Here is a 15847-nt window from a genome sequence, read left to right as displayed (position 1 = left end):
GAGGCACCCTCCTTCCCTGCAAGGGGGAAGGGCGCGCGAACCGGCAGAGGGAGGGGGAGCCATGGCCATCACTGAAACACTGCCCGCACGCGCGGACAGGCGCGGCATTTGGGGCTGGATGCTGTTCGATTGGGCGGCCCAGCCCTTTTTTACTGTCGTCACGACCTTCATCTTCGGCCCCTATGTCATCTCGCGGATGGTTGCCGACCCGGCGATGGGGCAGGCGGCGTGGGGCTATGCGGTGGCGATTGCCGGGCTTTTCATCGCCATTCTCTCGCCGGTGCTGGGCGCGATTGCCGATGAGACCGGCGCGCGCAAGCCGTGGATCGCCTTCTTCGCCGTCATCCAGATCGTCAGCCTCTCGCTTCTCTGGTTCGCCGCACCCGGCTCCAGCCTCATCCTCGTGCTCCTTGCCTATTCGGCGGCGGCGGTGGCGGCGGAGTTTTCCATCGTCTTCAACGATTCCATGCTGCCGCGCCTCGTCTCGAAGGACGAAATCGGGCGCGTTTCCAATGTCGCCTGGGGGCTCGGCTATCTCGGCGGCATGATCGCGCTGATCTTCGTGGTGACGTGCCTTGCCGCCTCGCCGCAGACGGGAAAAACCATTGCAGGGCTGCATCCGCTGTTCGGGCTCGATCCGGCGAAAGGAGAGGACGCCCGGGCTTCCGGCCCGCTCTCGGCGCTCTGGTATCTTGTCTTCGTCCTGCCGATGTTCCTGTTCACGCCGGATGTGAAGCGGGGCCTGCCGCTCGCTCAAGCGGTGACACGCGGTCTTGCCGAACTCAGGGCGACGCTCAGCGAAGTGCGGCAGCGCGCCAATATATTCCGCTTTCTCATCGCGCGAATGATCTATCAGGACGGCGTCAATGCGCTGCTGGCACTGGGCGGCGGCTTCGCGGCGGCGATGTTCGGCTGGTCGATCACCGAGATCGGGCTTTTCGGCATCATCCTCAATGTGGTGGCGATTTTCGCGTGCCTCGCCGCAAGCCGGCTCGATACGCTGTTCGGCTCGAAGCGGGTGGTGATGCTGTCGCTCATCCTGCTTCTTGCCGCCACCATCGGTATTGTCTCGACGGGCAAGGATTTTACGTTGTTCGGGGCGTTGCGGTTTTCAGATGCGGATAGCGGCGGGCTGTTCGCCACATCAGCCGAAAAGGCCTATCTGGTTTTCGGTCTGCTGATCGGCATTGCCTTCGGGCCAGTGCAGGCCTCGTCGCGCTCCTATCTGGCGCGTAGCGTCAGCGTCGATGAGGCAGGCCGCTATTTCGGGATCTATGCACTGGCTGGAAGGGCAACGAGCTTCGTCGCGCCGTTTCTGGTGGCGAGCGTGACGGTGTTGAGCGGCTCACCGCGGCTCGGCATGGCGGTGTTGATTGCGTTCTTTGTGGCCGGGTTGGCGATTTTGGCGGGGACGCCTTATCCCGCGACGGAGAGGGATTAGCGCCACCCTCCCCGCAAGGGGGAGGGAAGGCGCGAGCCTTGAAACGTCAATGCCGGAAATGCCGCATCCCGGTAAACACCATGGCGATGCCATGCTCGTCGGCGGCGGCGATCACCTCTTCATCCCGCATGGAGCCACCCGGCTGGATCACCGCCGTCGCGCCCGCCTCGATGGCGGAGAGCAGCCCGTCGGCGAAGGGGAAGAAGGCGTCGGAAGCGACCACGGAGCCCTTGGTCAGCGGCTCGGCATGGCCGGCTGCCTCGGCGGCGTCGAGCGCCTTGCGCGCGGCGATGCGGGCGGAATCGACCCGGCTCATCTGGCCGGCGCCAATGCCTACCGTCGTGCCGTCCTTGACATAGACGATGGCGTTCGACTTCACATGCTTGGCGACGCGGAAGGCGAATTTCAAATCGGCCATTTCCTTTTCCGTGGGGGCGCGCTTCGTCACGACCTTGAGCTCGAGATCATCCACCGTGCCATTGTCGCGGGTCTGGACGAGCAGGCCGCCGGCCACGGTCTTGGCGGCAAGGCCGGGCTCGCGCGGGTCGGGCAAGCCGCCGGTGACCAGCAGGCGCAGATTCTTCTTCGCGGCGACGATGTTCTTCGCCTCTTCCGTGGCGTCGGGCGCGATGATGACCTCGGTAAAGATCTTGACGATTTCCTCCGCCGCTTCCGCGTCGAGCGTGCGGTTCAGCGCGACGATGCCGCCGAAGGCCGATACCGGATCGCAGGCCAGCGCCTTCAGATAGGCGTCTTTCAGCGTTTCGCCTTCCGCCACGCCGCAGGGGTTGGCGTGCTTGATGATGGCGACGGCGGCGGTGCGCGCCGGATCGAACTCGGCGACCAGTTCGAAGGCGGCATCGGTGTCGTTGATGTTGTTATAGGATAGCTGCTTGCCCTGAAGCTGTGTCGCGGTGGCGACGCCGGGGCGCTTCTCGCCCGTCAGGTAGAAGCCGGCCATCTGATGCGGATTTTCGCCATAGCGCATTTCCGAGTGGAGCTTTCCGGCAAGGGCACGCCAGGAGGGCGCGCCCACATTCGTCGCCTGGGCAAACCAGCCTGCAATGGCGGTATCGTAGGCGGAGGTGCGGGCAAAGGCATTCGCCGCCAGCTTCTGGCGGAAGGCGTAGGGAAGCGCGCCCTTGTTGATGTCGAGCTCCGCCAGCACGTCCGTATAGTCGGTGGGGTCGGTGACGATGGCGACATAGGCGTGGTTCTTGGCGGCGGCGCGGATCATCGCGGGCCCGCCAATATCGATATTCTCGACGATGGTCGAATAATCGGCGCCCTGATTGCGCACTTCCTCGAAGGGGTAGAGGTTGATTACCACCAGATCAATGCCGCCGATGCCATGGGCTTCCATCGCCGCAGCGTGCTCGGGATCGTCGCGCACCGCGAGCAGGCCGCCATGGACGGCGGGGTGAAGCGTCTTGACGCGGCCATCCATGATCTCGGGGAAGCCGGTGATGTCAGAGACATCACGCACAGGAATGCCCGCCGCCGTAATCGCCTTCGCCGTGCCGCCGGTGGAGATGAGCTCGATGCCATGCGCCGTCAGTGCACGGGCGAACTCGACGAGCCCGGTCTTGTCGGAGACGGACAGAAGCGCACGGCGCACGGGATAAAGATCGGGGGCGGGAATATGTTTCGAGGTGACGGCCATGGGTCATGTCTCTTGTCGGATGGGAGGATAGCGCGCGGGTTAGCACAGGCTGGTGGGGAATCCTAGCGCCTTCCCTCCCCTTGCGGGGAGGGTGGCCCGTAGGGTCGGGTGGGGGTGGTAAAGGCAGCGCGCCATGTTCTCATAGCTTGCAAAGGACGCCACCACCCCCATCCGTCTGCTCCGCAGACACCTTCCCCGCAAGGGGGAAGGACGGCGCTCACACATAACTACCCAATGCTATCCGGGTAAAACGCCAGTTCACCTCCGGAAGCTGCGAGGCGGGGAAGGCCAGCACGATCTGCTTGGTCCGCACCGGGCCACGGAAGCCGGCGAAGAAGATCGAATCCTCCAGCTCCGGCGCGATTTCGATGCAGGAGAAGGCCCAGGTGTCGTCGCGGTCGGCGGAGAGAATAAGCAAGCCGTCCTCGTCGAAGCCGACATCCACTGCGGGGTGAATATGAAAACGGATGGTGACGTTGTCCCGGCCGTTGTTGCGAGGCGGCTTGTCGCCGGCGCCTAGAAACCGGTCGCGGCCTTCGATGACGCTGCCATTGTGCGAGAGCACGATGGAGCGCTCGTGATAGATGCCGAAAAGCCTTGCATAGCCGTCGTGCCGGGCGGTGAAGCCCTGCTCGTCCATGCCCTCGATGCGCTTGATCTGCACTTTCGTCGGCCCGGCGATGATGGGTGTGCCGAGCATGTTGGAAAGGCTGGACGAGAGGCTGAACCGGCAGGAGGAGGTATCGTTGACGGTGGCGGTGGAATGGGCGGCGGTGGAACGGCCGAGCGGGCGGAATTCCGGCGGGCCGTAGCGGTCGATGCCGGCATTGACCACATAGCGCTGCCGTCCGGACGACATTTCGAAGGCGAGGCAGCCGGCATGCGCATCGCGCGAGGCGGTAACGGGCGGCGGCAGGCCGGTGTCGGCGATGATGGTGGTCGAGCCCATCGACATGCGCTCATAGCCCGAATGCGGCGCGTGGGTGAGCGGAGAGCCCGCCGTCTCGTCATGGCGGAGGACGGCGATGATGCGCTCGGGCAAGGTCGGGCCGACGCCGTTGAACAAGGCAAGGCTGCCATCATGATGACGGAAGAAACGCAGCGCGGGCAGCATGCGCTCCACCGCTTCGATAAGCGCCTTAGGCGGGGCTTCCGCGCCATTGGCATAGGTCTGGCGCAGCGGCAGGAGATCAGCCAACAGTTCCAGCACCGTCATGGGGTTGCGCGAGATATGGCCGCCATCGGGCAGGATCTGGCGGATCAGCTCATGCTCCAGATGCCGCCGCGCGGCGCGGGCGGTGGAGGGCGAAACGGGTAACGCCAGCGAGGCGAACGCCAGCGCAATGCGGGCGCGGAGCTTTTCCTCGCCATCGTCCATAACGGCGGCGACGGTGCGTAGATAACGGACCTGGAAGGCCAGCGAACGCATAAACTTGCGGTAGGCGCGAAGCTCCGACCCGGCAAGGATGAGGTTGGAATATTGCAGCCAGGCGATGATGCGCTGCGCGGTGATCTCGGGCGCCCAGGCGGTGCCGCCCATGCGGCGGCCATAGAGCGCGATCCAGTCATCGACAAGCGCGCGGGCATTGACCGTGGCAAGCTCGTTGCTGGCCGCGCGCAGATGGCGAAGCCAGCCGAAATTATGCAGCTCCGCCTCCCAGGCCGCGCTTGGCGGCTCCGCGGCGAAGGGAGAGCGGCCGCCGGTCTCGATCGTGCGCCCGGCGAAGGAGAAACGGCCGTGGTAGAATTCCTGCGCGATCTGCGGGTCGGCGATGCGAAGGTCGGGCGGGGCGATCAGCACGCGCTCCGGCGTGAACCCGGTGAAACGCCAGCGGAACAGCGGCCCCATGCGCACGCGCCGGCGCATGCGCCGCCACATCTGCGCCGCGGCCAGTCCCCAGAGATGCGGCGTTTCGCTGAGCGCGACCGTCACGCGTTTTATCTCCTTGTCCCCCGCAGGTTTATGACGAACGTCCGGTCCTTGGACAAATTATGATTCACTAATAGTAAAGCTTTTGTTAACCATACTTCATCATTCGAATTCAGTATTTCGTTCAAAACTTAAGCAGAAATCCGGCGGAACCGCGCCGCAAAAAAACCATCCATCCCCGCCAAGCGCGGGTTGGGATGGGGATAGTCCACCGGGGTCGATCGTAAAAAACCTTCCCGCGTCACCAGGCCTTCAAGGCCCGGAAATTCATTTTCCAATACAGGATAAGCTTCAAGCAGCTTGTGTTCAAGGGCATGCCTTGCCACCGCCTCCCCCTCTGCCGGATCGAGCGAGCAGTTGGAGAAAACGATGGTGCCGCCGGGCTTTACCATGTCTACGGCGCGGGCGAGAAACTCAGCCTGCAGCGCGGTGAGCTTGGCGATGTCCTCGGGCGATTTCGTCCAGGGCACGTCGGGGTGGCGGCGCACCGTGCCGGTGGAGGAGCAGGGGGCGTCGAGCAGCACGGCATCGAATGGCTCGTCCGGCTGGTATTGCAGGAGATTGGCCTCGACCGTGTGCGCCTGCAGTTTCAGCCGTTCCAGATTGCCTTTGAGGCGGGCGAGGCGGTTGGCGGAAATGTCGAGCGCGGTAACATCCGCGCCGGCGAGCACCAGTTGCGCGGTTTTGCCGCCGGGCGCGGCGCAGAGGTCGGCGACGCGCTTGCCCTTGATATCGCCAAGGAGGCGGGCGGGGAGGCTTGCGGCGGCGTCCTGCACCCACCATTCGCCATCTTCAAAGCCGGGAAGCTCGGTGAGAGCGCCTTCCAGCTTGGCGAGCCGTACCGTGCCGTTCGGCAGCACGATGCCGCCAAGGCGTTCGGCCCAGCCTTGCGGGTCGCTTTTGACGGTCAGGTCCAGCGGCGCTTCCAGCGCATGCATGGCCAGAATGGAGGCGGCCTTTTCCCCGCCATAGGCTTTGACGAGGCTTTCGGCAAACCAGGCGGGCGCGTTAGGCGCGCCGGTGGAGAGCTTGTCCTTGTCACGAGAGAGGCGGCGCAGGAGCGCATTGACGAGACCGGTGTAACGCCGGTTACGCGGATCGTCATTGGCGGCGGTGACGGCCAGATCGACGGCGGAATGGTCGGGGATATCGAGATAGAGAATCTGCGCGGCGGCGATGTGCAGAAGGGCCTTCAGCGCAGCCGCGTTTTCCGGCAGCGGACGGTCGAGCAACTGGCTCAGCAGGGCGTCGATGGTGCCGCGATGGCGCAGCGCCGCGCCGAGGATGGCGCGGACCAGTGACCGATCGCGGTCATCGAGCGCCATATATTGCGGATGGCCGTGCTTGACATCGGTGAGCCCGTCGAGCGAGGTCTTCTTTTCGATGACCGCGCTCAAGAGCCTTGCGGCGCATTGGCGCGCGGCGAGGCCCGGCTTTTGTAGGTTTTCCCGAGGGTTTTGTTTTTGCTTGCTCCGGCGTAGCGCCGTTCCGCCGCTCACGACCACGGGCCTTTCGGCGGAGTCCGATCCTCGTCATCGCCGGGACTGCCCCAGGGGTGAAGCGCGGTCGGTTCCCCGCCCCAAAGGGGTGAGCGGGAGGCGGAAGAGGGGCGCGTACCGCCGGGTACGGAACTGAAAGCCGAACCGGACTGGCCGAATTCCGCCGCCATCGTCTGCAGGGCAGCGATGCGGTTCTGAGTGTCGGGATGGGTGGAAAAGAGATTGTCCGCCCCCTGCCCATGCAGCGGGTTGATGATGAACATATGCGCGGTGGCGGGGTTATGCTCCGCCTCCGCGTTGGGAATATCGTGCGCGCCCATGGCGATCTTGCGCAGCGCCGAGGCGAGCCAGAGCGGATGGCCGCAGATTTCCGCGCCGCGCCGGTCGGCGGAGTACTCGCGGGTACGGCTGATCGCCATCTGCACCAGCATGGCCGCGAGGGGCGCGACGATCATGGCAACGAGCATGCCGACGAAGCCGAGCGGATTGTTGTTCTCGCGATTGCCGCCGAAGAAGAAGGCGAAATTGCCGAGCATGGAAATGGCGCCGGCGAGCGTCGCTGTTATCGTCATGGTTAGCGTGTCGCGGTTCTGGATATGGGCAAGCTCATGCGCCATCACGCCTGCCAGTTCCTGCGGGGTGAGGCGGTTGAGCAGGCCGGTGGTGGCGGCGACGGCGGCGTTTTCCGGGTTGCGCCCGGTGGCGAAGGCATTGGGCTGCGCCTCATCGATGATATAGACGCGCGGCATCGGCAGGCCGGCGCGCTCAGCCAATTCCCGGACGATGCGGTAATACTCGGGCGCATTGCGCTCATCCACCTCATGCGCGCCATACATGCGCAGCACCATCTTGTCGGAATTCCAGTAGCTGAACAGGTTCATCCCGGCGGCGAAGACGAGCGCGATCATCATGCCGCCCGTGCCGCCGATGAGATAGCCGAGGGCCATGAACATCGCCGTCATGAAGGCCAGCAACATGGCAGTACGCATCATGTTCATCGTCGTCTCCGTTGCGAATTAAAGCCTGATTTGCCGCTTTATAGCGTTCGCCTATATGATGGTATCGAAACCGCCAAGCTTCAATGTGTGAGCAAAGGATATCGAGGAAACGAGATGAGCGAGAAAAAGGATATTCCGCCCGCAGCCGAACGCGCGTTGAAAGAAGCGGAAGAGCGGCGCGCGGCGGAAGCTGCCGAAAAGCAGACCCAGCGCGAAATCGGCGGGCGCGGTGGCAAGGACCCGGCGCGATTCGGCGATTGGGAAATCAAAGGCCGGGCGATCGATTTTTAGCGAACCGGCATGATCAAGGCGGAGCGTTGCCTTCACGCCGCCGATTTAAACGGCTTCACATCCGGCAACTCCCGCTCAAGCGCTTTGGATAACTCGTAATTGGCTTGCAGCGCCATCCAGGCGCGTGCCGTCCCTACTCCTGCACGCTCCAAGCGGACTGCAAGATCGGAACTGATACCAGATTTCCCATTGATCACGCGGGAGAGAGTCGTACGGGCGATTCCGAGACGCCGCGCTGCATCCGTCACTTCAAGCCCGAGTGGGATCAGCACGTCTTCTCGTAGCATTTCTCCGGGATGAGGATGGTTTTTCATCATATTCATTCTCCTCAATGGTATCTTTGTAATCGACCAATTCCACATCAGTTCCGATAAATCGGAACGTGACACGCCAATTACCGTTCACCCAAACAGACCAATGGCCTTTCATATCGCCTTTGAGAAGGTGTAATTTGTAACCCGGATAGTCCATGTCTGCCGGTGTGGTGGCGATGTCTAGAAAAGCGAGAATACGTTGCAATTTCGGCACATGCGCGGCCTGCACACCCCGTGACGAGCCTTTTTTGAAGAGGGCTTCAAGTCCTTTATGCCGAAAGCTTATAATCATGTCGAACTGTAGCATGTAGCGCTACACGGTTCAATTAAATGTCCGGGCCAGAATTGTTCGCAAAAGAAAAAGGCCGGAGTTACCCGGCCCTTCCTTACTTACCCCTGCCTGTTCTGCCTGTTTTCAATCAGCCCTTCCACCACGCCGGGATCGGCCAGCGTCGAGGTATCGCCCAGCGAGCCGAAATCGTCCTCCGCGATCTTGCGCAGGATGCGGCGCATGATCTTGCCGGAGCGGGTCTTGGGCAGGCCGGGGGCGAACTGGATCTTGTCAGGCGTGGCGATAGGGCCGATTTCCTTGCGCACATGGGCGACGAGCTCCTTGCGCAGATCGTCGCTTTCCTCGGCATCGGCCATCAGAGTGACATAGCAATAGATGCCCTGTCCCTTGAGATTGTGGGGATAGCCTACGACAGCGGCCTCGGAGACGAGGTGGTGGGAGACGAGGGCCGATTCCACTTCCGCCGTGCCCAGGCGGTGGCCGGAGACGTTGAGCACGTCGTCGACGCGGCCCGTGATCCAGTAATAGCCGTCCGCGTCGCGGCGGCACCCGTCGCCGGTGAAATATTTGCCCTTGTAAGTGGAGAAATAGGTGTCCACGAAGCGCTGGTGGTCGCCATAGACGGTGCGCATCTGGCCGGGCCAGCTATCGACGATGCAGAGATTGCCGTCCGCAGCGCCTTCCAGCACATTGCCCTCCTGGTCGACCAGTTGTGGCTGAACGCCGAAGAAGGGCCGTGTGGCGGAGCCGGGCTTCAGCTTCGTCGCGCCGGGCAGCGGGGTAATGAGGATGCCGCCCGTTTCCGTCTGCCACCAGGTATCGACGATGGGGCAGCGGGCTTCGCCCGCCACATGGTAATACCATTCCCAGGCTTCCGGATTGATCGGCTCGCCGACGGAGCCGAGCAGGCGGAGGCTCTTGCGCGAGGAGCGCTTGACGAACTCGTCGCCCGCGCCCATCAGCGCGCGGATCGCGGTCGGGGCGGTGTAGAAGATGTTGACCTTATGCTTGTCGATGATCTCCCAGAACCGGCCATAGTCCGGATGGTTCGGCACGCCTTCGAACATCAGCGTCGTCGCGCCGTTGGCGAGCGGTCCGTAGACGATATAGGAATGACCCGTCACCCAGCCGACATCGGCGGTACACCAGTAGATATCGCCGTCGTGATAATCGAAGACATATTGATGCGTCATCGAGGCATAGACGAGATAGCCGCCCGTGGTGTGGAGTACGCCCTTGGGCTTGCCGGTCGATCCTGAGGTGTAGAGGATGAAGAGCGGGTCTTCCGCATTCATCGGCTCGGCGGGGCAATCGGCTTCCGCCGCTTCGGTTTCCTTGTGGTACCAGAGGTCGCGGCCCGGCTCCCAGCCGATCTTGCCGCCGGTGCGGCGTACGACGAGAACGTTTTTGACCCCCAGCCCCTGCTTGGCCGCGATGCCGATGGCGGTATCGGTGTTGGCTTTCAGCGGGATCGGCTTGCCGCCGCGCACGCCCTCATCTGATGTGATGATGAAGGTGGACTGGCAATCGACGAGACGCCCGGCCAGCGCATCGGGCGAGAAACCGCCGAACACCACCGAATGGACCGCGCCGATGCGCGCGCAGGCGAGCATCGCATAGGCGGCTTCCGGAATCATCGGCATATAGATGGTGACGCGGTCGCCCTTCCTGACGCCGTGCTTCTTCAGCACATTGGCGAGGCGGCAGACTTCGGCGTGGAGCTCGCGATAGGTGATCTTCTTGTCGAAATAGGGGTTATCGCCCTCCCAGATAATCGCCACCTGATCGCCGCGCTTTTTGAGATGCCGGTCGATGCAATTATAGGAGACGTTGGTTTCGCCGTCTTCGAACCATTTGATCGAGACATCGCCGGTGAAGGAGGTGTTCTTTACCTTGGTAAAGGGCTTGGACCAGTCGATGCGTTTGCCGTGTTTGGCCCAGAAGCCTTCCGGGTTCTCGACGCTTTCGCGATACCATTCCTGATAGGTCGCATCATCGATAAGCGTATTCGCCTTCGCGTCCGGCAGGACGGGATAAATCTTTTCTGACATGAAACTCCTCCGGTGTGCGCCAGCCTTCCTCCCGCCAGCGTTAAGTGCTGATTATGTAAGTTTTCTGACCTCTTCGCAACAAGACCAAGGGCTTAGCCCTTGTCGTCATTCTGGGAGATTCTCGGGACAAGCCCGAGAATGACGGAGGGTGACTCTAACGGCTGCCGAAAATGGCGGAGCCCACGCGGACGGATGTCGCGCCGAAGGCGATGGCGATTTCATAATCGCCGGACATGCCCATGGAAAGCTTCTCGACGCCGGCCGCGCGGGCGATCTTTTCCAGAAGCGCGAAGTGCGGCCCCGGATTCTCCTCTGCAGGCGGAATGCACATCAGTCCCTCTATGGCGAGGCCGTGGGTATTGCGGCAACGCTCGACGAAGGCCACGGCTTCGGTCGGCGCGATGCCCGCCTTCTGCGGTTCCAGCCCGGTGTTGACCTGTACATAGAGCCTAGGAAAACGGTTTTGTTTCTTCATCTCGGCGGCGAGCGTCGCTGCGATCTTCTCACGGTCCACGGTTTCGATAACGTCGAACAGGGCTACCGCCTCGGCGGCCTTGTTGGACTGCAGCGGGCCGATCAGATGCAATTCGATGCCGTTATAAGCCTGCCGCAGCTCCGGCCATTTGCTTTCTGCCTCCTGCACGCGGTTTTCGCCGAAAACGCGCTGACCGATGTCCAGCACCGGGCGGATATCGTCCGCGCCGAAGGTCTTGGACACGGCGACGAGCGCCACCGATCCTTCCGTCCGCTTCGCCTCACGTGTCGCTTCCGCGATTCTCGCACGGACGGTTTCCAGGCGCTCGACGGCATTGACGGCATCGCTCATGACGTTCATTTCCTTAAATTTATACGGTTTGGGACGCTCAACGAGCGGCGAAGGTTGACGCCCCCGCCATTCCATGGTGAAGGTCCGCCCAAAGATTCAAAATCCTCTTTGCAAGAGAAATACGGTCATGGCAACCGAACGCTACAATCCGCGCGCCGCGGAAACCCATTGGCAGAAGGTCTGGGAAGACGCCAAAATCTTCGAGACCCGGAATGACGACCCGCGGGAAAAATATTACGTCCTCGAGATGTTCCCCTATCCGTCGGGCCGCATCCATATGGGCCATGTCCGCAATTATACGATGGGCGACGTGGTGGCGCGCTACAAGCGGGCCAAGGGCTTCAATGTGCTGCATCCGATGGGCTGGGACGCGTTCGGCCTGCCGGCGGAAAACGCGGCACGGGACAACAAGGTCAATCCGCGCCAGTGGACCTATGCCAATATCGAGACGATGAAGGGCCAGCTGCGCAAGATGGGCCTCTCGCTCGACTGGACGCGTGAAATCGCGACCTGCGACCCCAGTTATTACCGCCATCAGCAGAAGCTGTTCCTCGATTTCTGGAAGGCCGGCCTGGCGGAGCGCAAATCGGCCAAGGTCAACTGGGACCCGGTCGACATGACGGTGCTTGCCAACGAACAGGTCATCGACGGGCGCGGTTGGCGCTCCGGCGCGCTGGTGGAGCAACGCGACCTGACGCAATGGTTCCTGAAGATCACCTCGATGGGGCAGGAGCTGCTCGATGGCCTCGAGACACTCGACCGCTGGCCCGAGAAGGTCCGCGTCATGCAGCAGAACTGGATCGGCCGGTCGGAAGGCTTGCTTGTCCGCTGGGCGCTCGACGAGGCTACTGCGCCTGCGGGGGAGAGCGAACTCGAAATCTATACGACTCGGCCGGACACGCTGTTCGGCGCGTCCTTCATGGCGATCTCGCCGGATCATCCGCTGGCGAAGAAGGCTGCGGAAGCCAATCCCGAACTCGCGGCCTTCGCCGAGGAATGCCGACGTATCGGCACCTCGGTCGCCGCGCTGGAGACGGCAGAGAAGAAGGGTTTCGACACGGGCATCCGTGCCATCCACCCGTTCGACGAGAACTGGAAGGTGCCGGTCTATGTCGCGAACTTCGTGCTGATGGATTATGGCACCGGCGCGATCTTCGGCTGCCCGGCGCACGACCCGCGCGACTTCGATTTCGCCCATAAATATGGTCTGCCGGTGGTGCCTGTTGTCATGCCTGACGGGGCTGATGCCGCGACGTTCCAGATTACGGAAGAGGCGTTCACCGATGACGGGGTGATGATCAACTCACGCTTCCTCGACGGGATGAAGCCCGAGCAGGCTTTTCAGGAGGTGGCAAACCGCCTCGAAAACATCACCATCGATGGCCGTCCGCAAGCCGAGCGTAAGGTGCAGTTCCGCCTGCGCGACTGGCTGATTTCGCGCCAGCGCTATTGGGGTTGCCCGATCCCGGTGATCCATTGCGACGATTGCGGCGCAGTACCGGTGCCGGACAGCGACCTGCCGGTGCTGCTGCCCGATAACGTCAGCTTCGACAAGCCCGGCAATCCGCTCGATCATCACCCGAGCTGGAAGCATGTGAAGTGCCCCCATTGCGGCAAGGATGCGCGGCGCGACACCGACACGATGGACACCTTCGTCGATTCGTCCTGGTATTTCGCGCGCTTCACCGATCCCTGGAACGAGAAGCAGCCGACGACGCTTGCCGCTGTCGACGGGCCTACCGGATGGCTGCCTGTCGACCAGTATATCGGCGGCGTGGAGCATGCGATCCTGCATCTGCTCTATTCGCGCTTCTTCATCCGCGCGATGAAGGCGACCGGGCATGTCAACGCGGTCGAAGAGCCTTTCCAGGGCCTTTTCACGCAAGGCATGGTGGTTCACGAGACCTACCGGGACAAGAATGGCTGGGTTTCGCCCGCAGACATCCGCATCGAGGAAAGCGACGGCCAGCGCAAGGCCACGCTGATTTCGACCGGCGAGCCGGTGGAAATCGGCTCCATCGAGAAGATGTCGAAGTCGAAGAAAAACGTCGTCGACCCCGATGATATCATCGCTTCCTATGGCGCGGATACGGCGCGCTGGTTCATGCTCTCCGATTCGCCCCCGGATCGCGATGTGATCTGGACCGAGGCGGGCGTCGAGGGCGCGCACCGCTTCGTGCAGCGCATCTGGCGGCTCATCTCGGAGGCTGCGCCGGTACTGAAGGCTGTGGAGCCGAAATCCGCCGCCGAAGGCAAGGCGGGCGCGATTTCCAAGGCGGCACACAAGACGCTGAAGGCCGTTGGCGAGGACATCGAGAAGCTTTCCTTCAACCGGGCGGTGGCCCGTCTTTACGAGCTTACCAACACGCTCGCATCGCCGCTGCAGGCAGCAGCGAACGGCAAGGCGGATGGGGTCCTGCTTGCGGCGTTGCGCGAGGCGGTGGATATGCTCATCGCCATGATCGCGCCGATGATGCCGCATCTGGCGGAAGCCTGCCGGGCGGAGTTGGGCGTCGAGGGTCTCGCCGCCACGGCGGCGTGGCCGGCCTTCGATCCGGCATTGATTGTGGAGAACGAGATCACGCTTCCTGTGCAAATCAACGGGAAGAAGAGAGGGGATTTGACAATCGCCCGCGATGCGGATCAACTGACCGTGGAGAAGGCGGTGCTCGAGCTTGATTTCATCAAGTCGGCCCTTCAGGGACAACCGCCGAAGAAGATCATCGTGGTGCCGCAGAGGATCGTCAATGTCGTTGCCTGATCGCGCTTTTTTGGCCACGCGGAAGCGTTTCGCGCTCCTTGCGCTTTTGGCGGGCACGCTCGCTGCTTCGGGATGCACCGTGCAGCCGCTCTATTCGGGCGGCGGCGCGGGCGCGGCCATCGGCGGTAGCGTTCAGCCGGGTATGCGCGACAAGCTCGCCTCGATCGAGATCGAACCGGCGACGACCCGCTACGGGCAGGAAGTGCGCAACAAGCTGATCTTTCTTTTCAGCGGCGGTGCGGGTGAGCCAACGACGCCGGCCTATCGCCTGTCGCTCGGCGTGACCTCGGTGACGACTTCTGCCGTCAGCGTCGATGTCGGCGATTCGACGGATAGGACAGGGCGTCCTTCCGCCGGCACGGTGCGGGTATCGTCGAACTACGTGCTACGTGACGCCGCGGGGAAGCCGATTGCTAGGGGCAGGCGGGCGGTGAGCGCCTCCTTCGACCGCCCGCGCCAGGAATTCGCGAATCTTCGCGCCGAGCGCGACGCGCAGGACCGCGCGGCGCAGGAACTGGCGGAGCAGATCATGCTGGCCGTGGCGCAGGATCTGGCGCGACAGCATTAGCGCCATGCGCTCTTGATGAGTCGAGGCGCGTTCCGCCGTCGCGCCTGATTCGCTTGATTAAGGGCGCGACATGATGCGGCTGACATCCTTTTCGGCAAAAAATTACCGATCGCTTCGCTCGATTCATCTTGAGATCGGGCGGGTGTCCCTGTTCGTCGGCGAGAATGGGGCGGGAAAATCCAATCTCTATCGCGCCTTGCAACTCATAAAGACATCGTCCACCGGGACGCTTGCCAGCGAGATCGCCAGTGAAGGCGGCATGCAGTCGGCGCTCTGGACGGGGCCGCGGCGGGCAGGTCAGCCGGCGCGGATCATCCTTGAAGCGCGTTTCGAGGATGGTGAGACGGCAGCGCGCTCCGCTTATCACATCGAGGCGGGGCTTCCGCCGCCCGCCTCGGCGGGCTTCGCATACGAGCCGCACATTAAAGAGGAGGATCTGAGCCTCGATACCGGCCGCCGGTCCGTCGATATGATGAGCCGCAAGGGGCCGGCGGTCTTTGCGCGCGACGGTGAAGGAAAGCGTGTCCGGCATCCGTCGCCGATATTGGCGTCGGAAACGGCGCTTTCGCTGCTCGCAGACGCGGGGCGCTATCCTGAAATCGGCGATCTCAGCGCGAATTTGCGGGGATGGCGCTTTTATCACGGCTTTCGGACGGATCGGGGCTCGCCCGTGCGCCGGCCTTCGATTGCGGTGACGTCTCCGCTACTGGACGAAGATGGCAGCAATCTTGCTGCCGTCTTCGCGACGCTGGCTTATATCAGAGGCGATACGGTCGATCTTAATCGATGTGTGGCGGACGCTCTGGGCGGGGCGAGATTGAGCATTCCACCGCCTGAACGCAGGGCGAGCTTCGGGCTCATGCTGCCCGAATTTCCGCAACGTGTGTTTGGGCCGGAGGAACTTTCAGACGGGCAGATCCGGTTCCTGGCGCTTGCCGGGGCGCTGCTTTCCTACCGCCTGCCGCCGCTCATCGCGCTCAACGAGCCGGAGGCGAGTCTGCATCCATCCATGCTGCCGGCGCTTGCCCGCATGATAGGCAAGGCGGCGGAGCGCGCTCAGGTCTGGGTGGTGACCCATTCCACGGCGCTTGCCGACGCCATTCGGGCGGAGACCGGAGCAAGGCCTGTAACGGTTATGCGAGAGGAGGGGGAGACGGTGGTGAAAGGGTGATCCTCTTCACCCCTGTGGTTCCATGCCCAAGATGCGAAGCGC

At 62.8% G+C, this 15847-nt stretch carries 13 protein-coding genes; 5 read left to right on the top strand and 8 right to left on the bottom strand.

The genetic code is table 11. The features are described from left to right. The first annotated feature begins 61 nt into the window (after positions 1-61). Positions 62-1441 (top strand): MFS transporter, encoded by a 1380-nt coding sequence (locus ACOWVG_RS08600; RefSeq protein WP_420961443.1) that lies wholly within the window; start codon positions 62-64, stop codon positions 1439-1441. Between the two features lie 46 nt (positions 1442-1487). On the opposite strand, the gene purH is transcribed toward ACOWVG_RS08600, so the two are convergent. From purH to htpX, 4 genes are all read right to left on the bottom strand, one after another. Then, positions 1488-3104, bottom strand: coding sequence for a bifunctional phosphoribosylaminoimidazolecarboxamide formyltransferase/IMP cyclohydrolase (purH, locus tag ACOWVG_RS08595; RefSeq protein ID WP_420961442.1), 1617 nt, complete (start codon positions 3102-3104; stop codon positions 1488-1490). Positions 3105-3321: 217 nt separating this feature from the next. After that, a complete protein-coding gene (locus tag ACOWVG_RS08590) occupies positions 3322-5037 on the bottom strand; it encodes a heparinase II/III family protein (RefSeq protein WP_420961441.1) in 1716 nt (571 codons plus the stop codon). 128 nt (positions 5038-5165) lie between these two features. Beyond that, positions 5166-6539, bottom strand: coding sequence for an RsmB/NOP family class I SAM-dependent RNA methyltransferase (locus ACOWVG_RS08585; RefSeq protein ID WP_420961439.1), 1374 nt, complete (start codon positions 6537-6539; stop codon positions 5166-5168). Beyond that, positions 6530-7531: a zinc metalloprotease HtpX gene (gene htpX, locus ACOWVG_RS08580; protein WP_420961438.1), complete on the bottom strand. Its 1002-nt coding sequence runs from the start codon at positions 7529-7531 to the stop codon at positions 6530-6532. Before htpX ends, ACOWVG_RS08585 begins: the two co-directional genes overlap by 10 nt. A 114-nt stretch (positions 7532-7645) precedes the next feature. On the opposite strand from htpX, the gene ACOWVG_RS08575 reads away from it, so the two are divergent. Further along, complete coding sequence (locus ACOWVG_RS08575; RefSeq protein ID WP_420961436.1) at positions 7646-7822, top strand: DUF1674 domain-containing protein; 177 nt, start codon at positions 7646-7648, stop codon at positions 7820-7822. A 32-nt stretch (positions 7823-7854) separates the two neighbouring features. On the opposite strand, the gene ACOWVG_RS08570 is transcribed toward ACOWVG_RS08575, so the two are convergent. The 4 genes from ACOWVG_RS08570 to ACOWVG_RS08555 form a co-directional block, all read right to left on the bottom strand. Then, complete coding sequence (locus tag ACOWVG_RS08570) at positions 7855-8139, bottom strand: HigA family addiction module antitoxin (protein WP_420961434.1); 285 nt, start codon at positions 8137-8139, stop codon at positions 7855-7857. Next, complete coding sequence (locus ACOWVG_RS08565; protein WP_420961673.1) at positions 8072-8428, bottom strand: type II toxin-antitoxin system RelE/ParE family toxin; 357 nt, start codon at positions 8426-8428, stop codon at positions 8072-8074. Before ACOWVG_RS08565 ends, ACOWVG_RS08570 begins: the two co-directional genes overlap by 68 nt. Before the next feature lie 98 nt (positions 8429-8526). Beyond that, a complete protein-coding gene (acs, locus tag ACOWVG_RS08560; protein WP_420961432.1) occupies positions 8527-10479 on the bottom strand; it encodes an acetate--CoA ligase in 1953 nt (650 codons plus the stop codon). Between the two features lie 154 nt (positions 10480-10633). Beyond that, entirely contained in the window at positions 10634-11305 is a 672-nt protein-coding gene (locus ACOWVG_RS08555; protein WP_420961431.1) for a YggS family pyridoxal phosphate-dependent enzyme, read from the bottom strand. Between the two features lie 127 nt (positions 11306-11432). Here ACOWVG_RS08555 and leuS point away from each other — a divergent pair, with 127 nt between their 5' ends. The 3 genes from leuS to ACOWVG_RS08540 all read left to right on the top strand — a co-directional run bounded on the left by leuS (position 11433) and on the right by ACOWVG_RS08540 (position 15805). Beyond that, positions 11433-14066 (top strand): leucine--tRNA ligase, encoded by a 2634-nt coding sequence (leuS, locus tag ACOWVG_RS08550; protein ID WP_420961430.1) that lies wholly within the window; start codon positions 11433-11435, stop codon positions 14064-14066. Beyond that, positions 14053-14634 carry an LPS assembly lipoprotein LptE gene (gene lptE, locus ACOWVG_RS08545; RefSeq protein ID WP_420961429.1) on the top strand — a complete coding sequence of 194 codons (582 nt, stop codon included), beginning with the start codon at positions 14053-14055 and terminating at the stop codon, positions 14632-14634. The genes leuS and lptE overlap by 14 nt, the downstream gene beginning before the upstream one ends. Positions 14635-14707: 73 nt before the next feature. Further along, on the top strand, positions 14708-15805 hold the full coding sequence (locus tag ACOWVG_RS08540; RefSeq protein WP_420961672.1) for an AAA family ATPase: 1098 nt from the start codon (positions 14708-14710) through the stop codon (positions 15803-15805). Positions 15806-15847: the final 42 nt, after the last annotated feature.

Source organism: Brucella sp. IR073, from assembly GCF_049065735.1.
In the GTDB taxonomy this organism is placed as follows: domain Bacteria; phylum Pseudomonadota; class Alphaproteobacteria; order Rhizobiales; family Rhizobiaceae; genus Paramesorhizobium.
The sequence above is the reverse complement of the archived record's forward strand: the minus strand, read 5'-3'. Positions and strand labels throughout refer to the sequence as shown.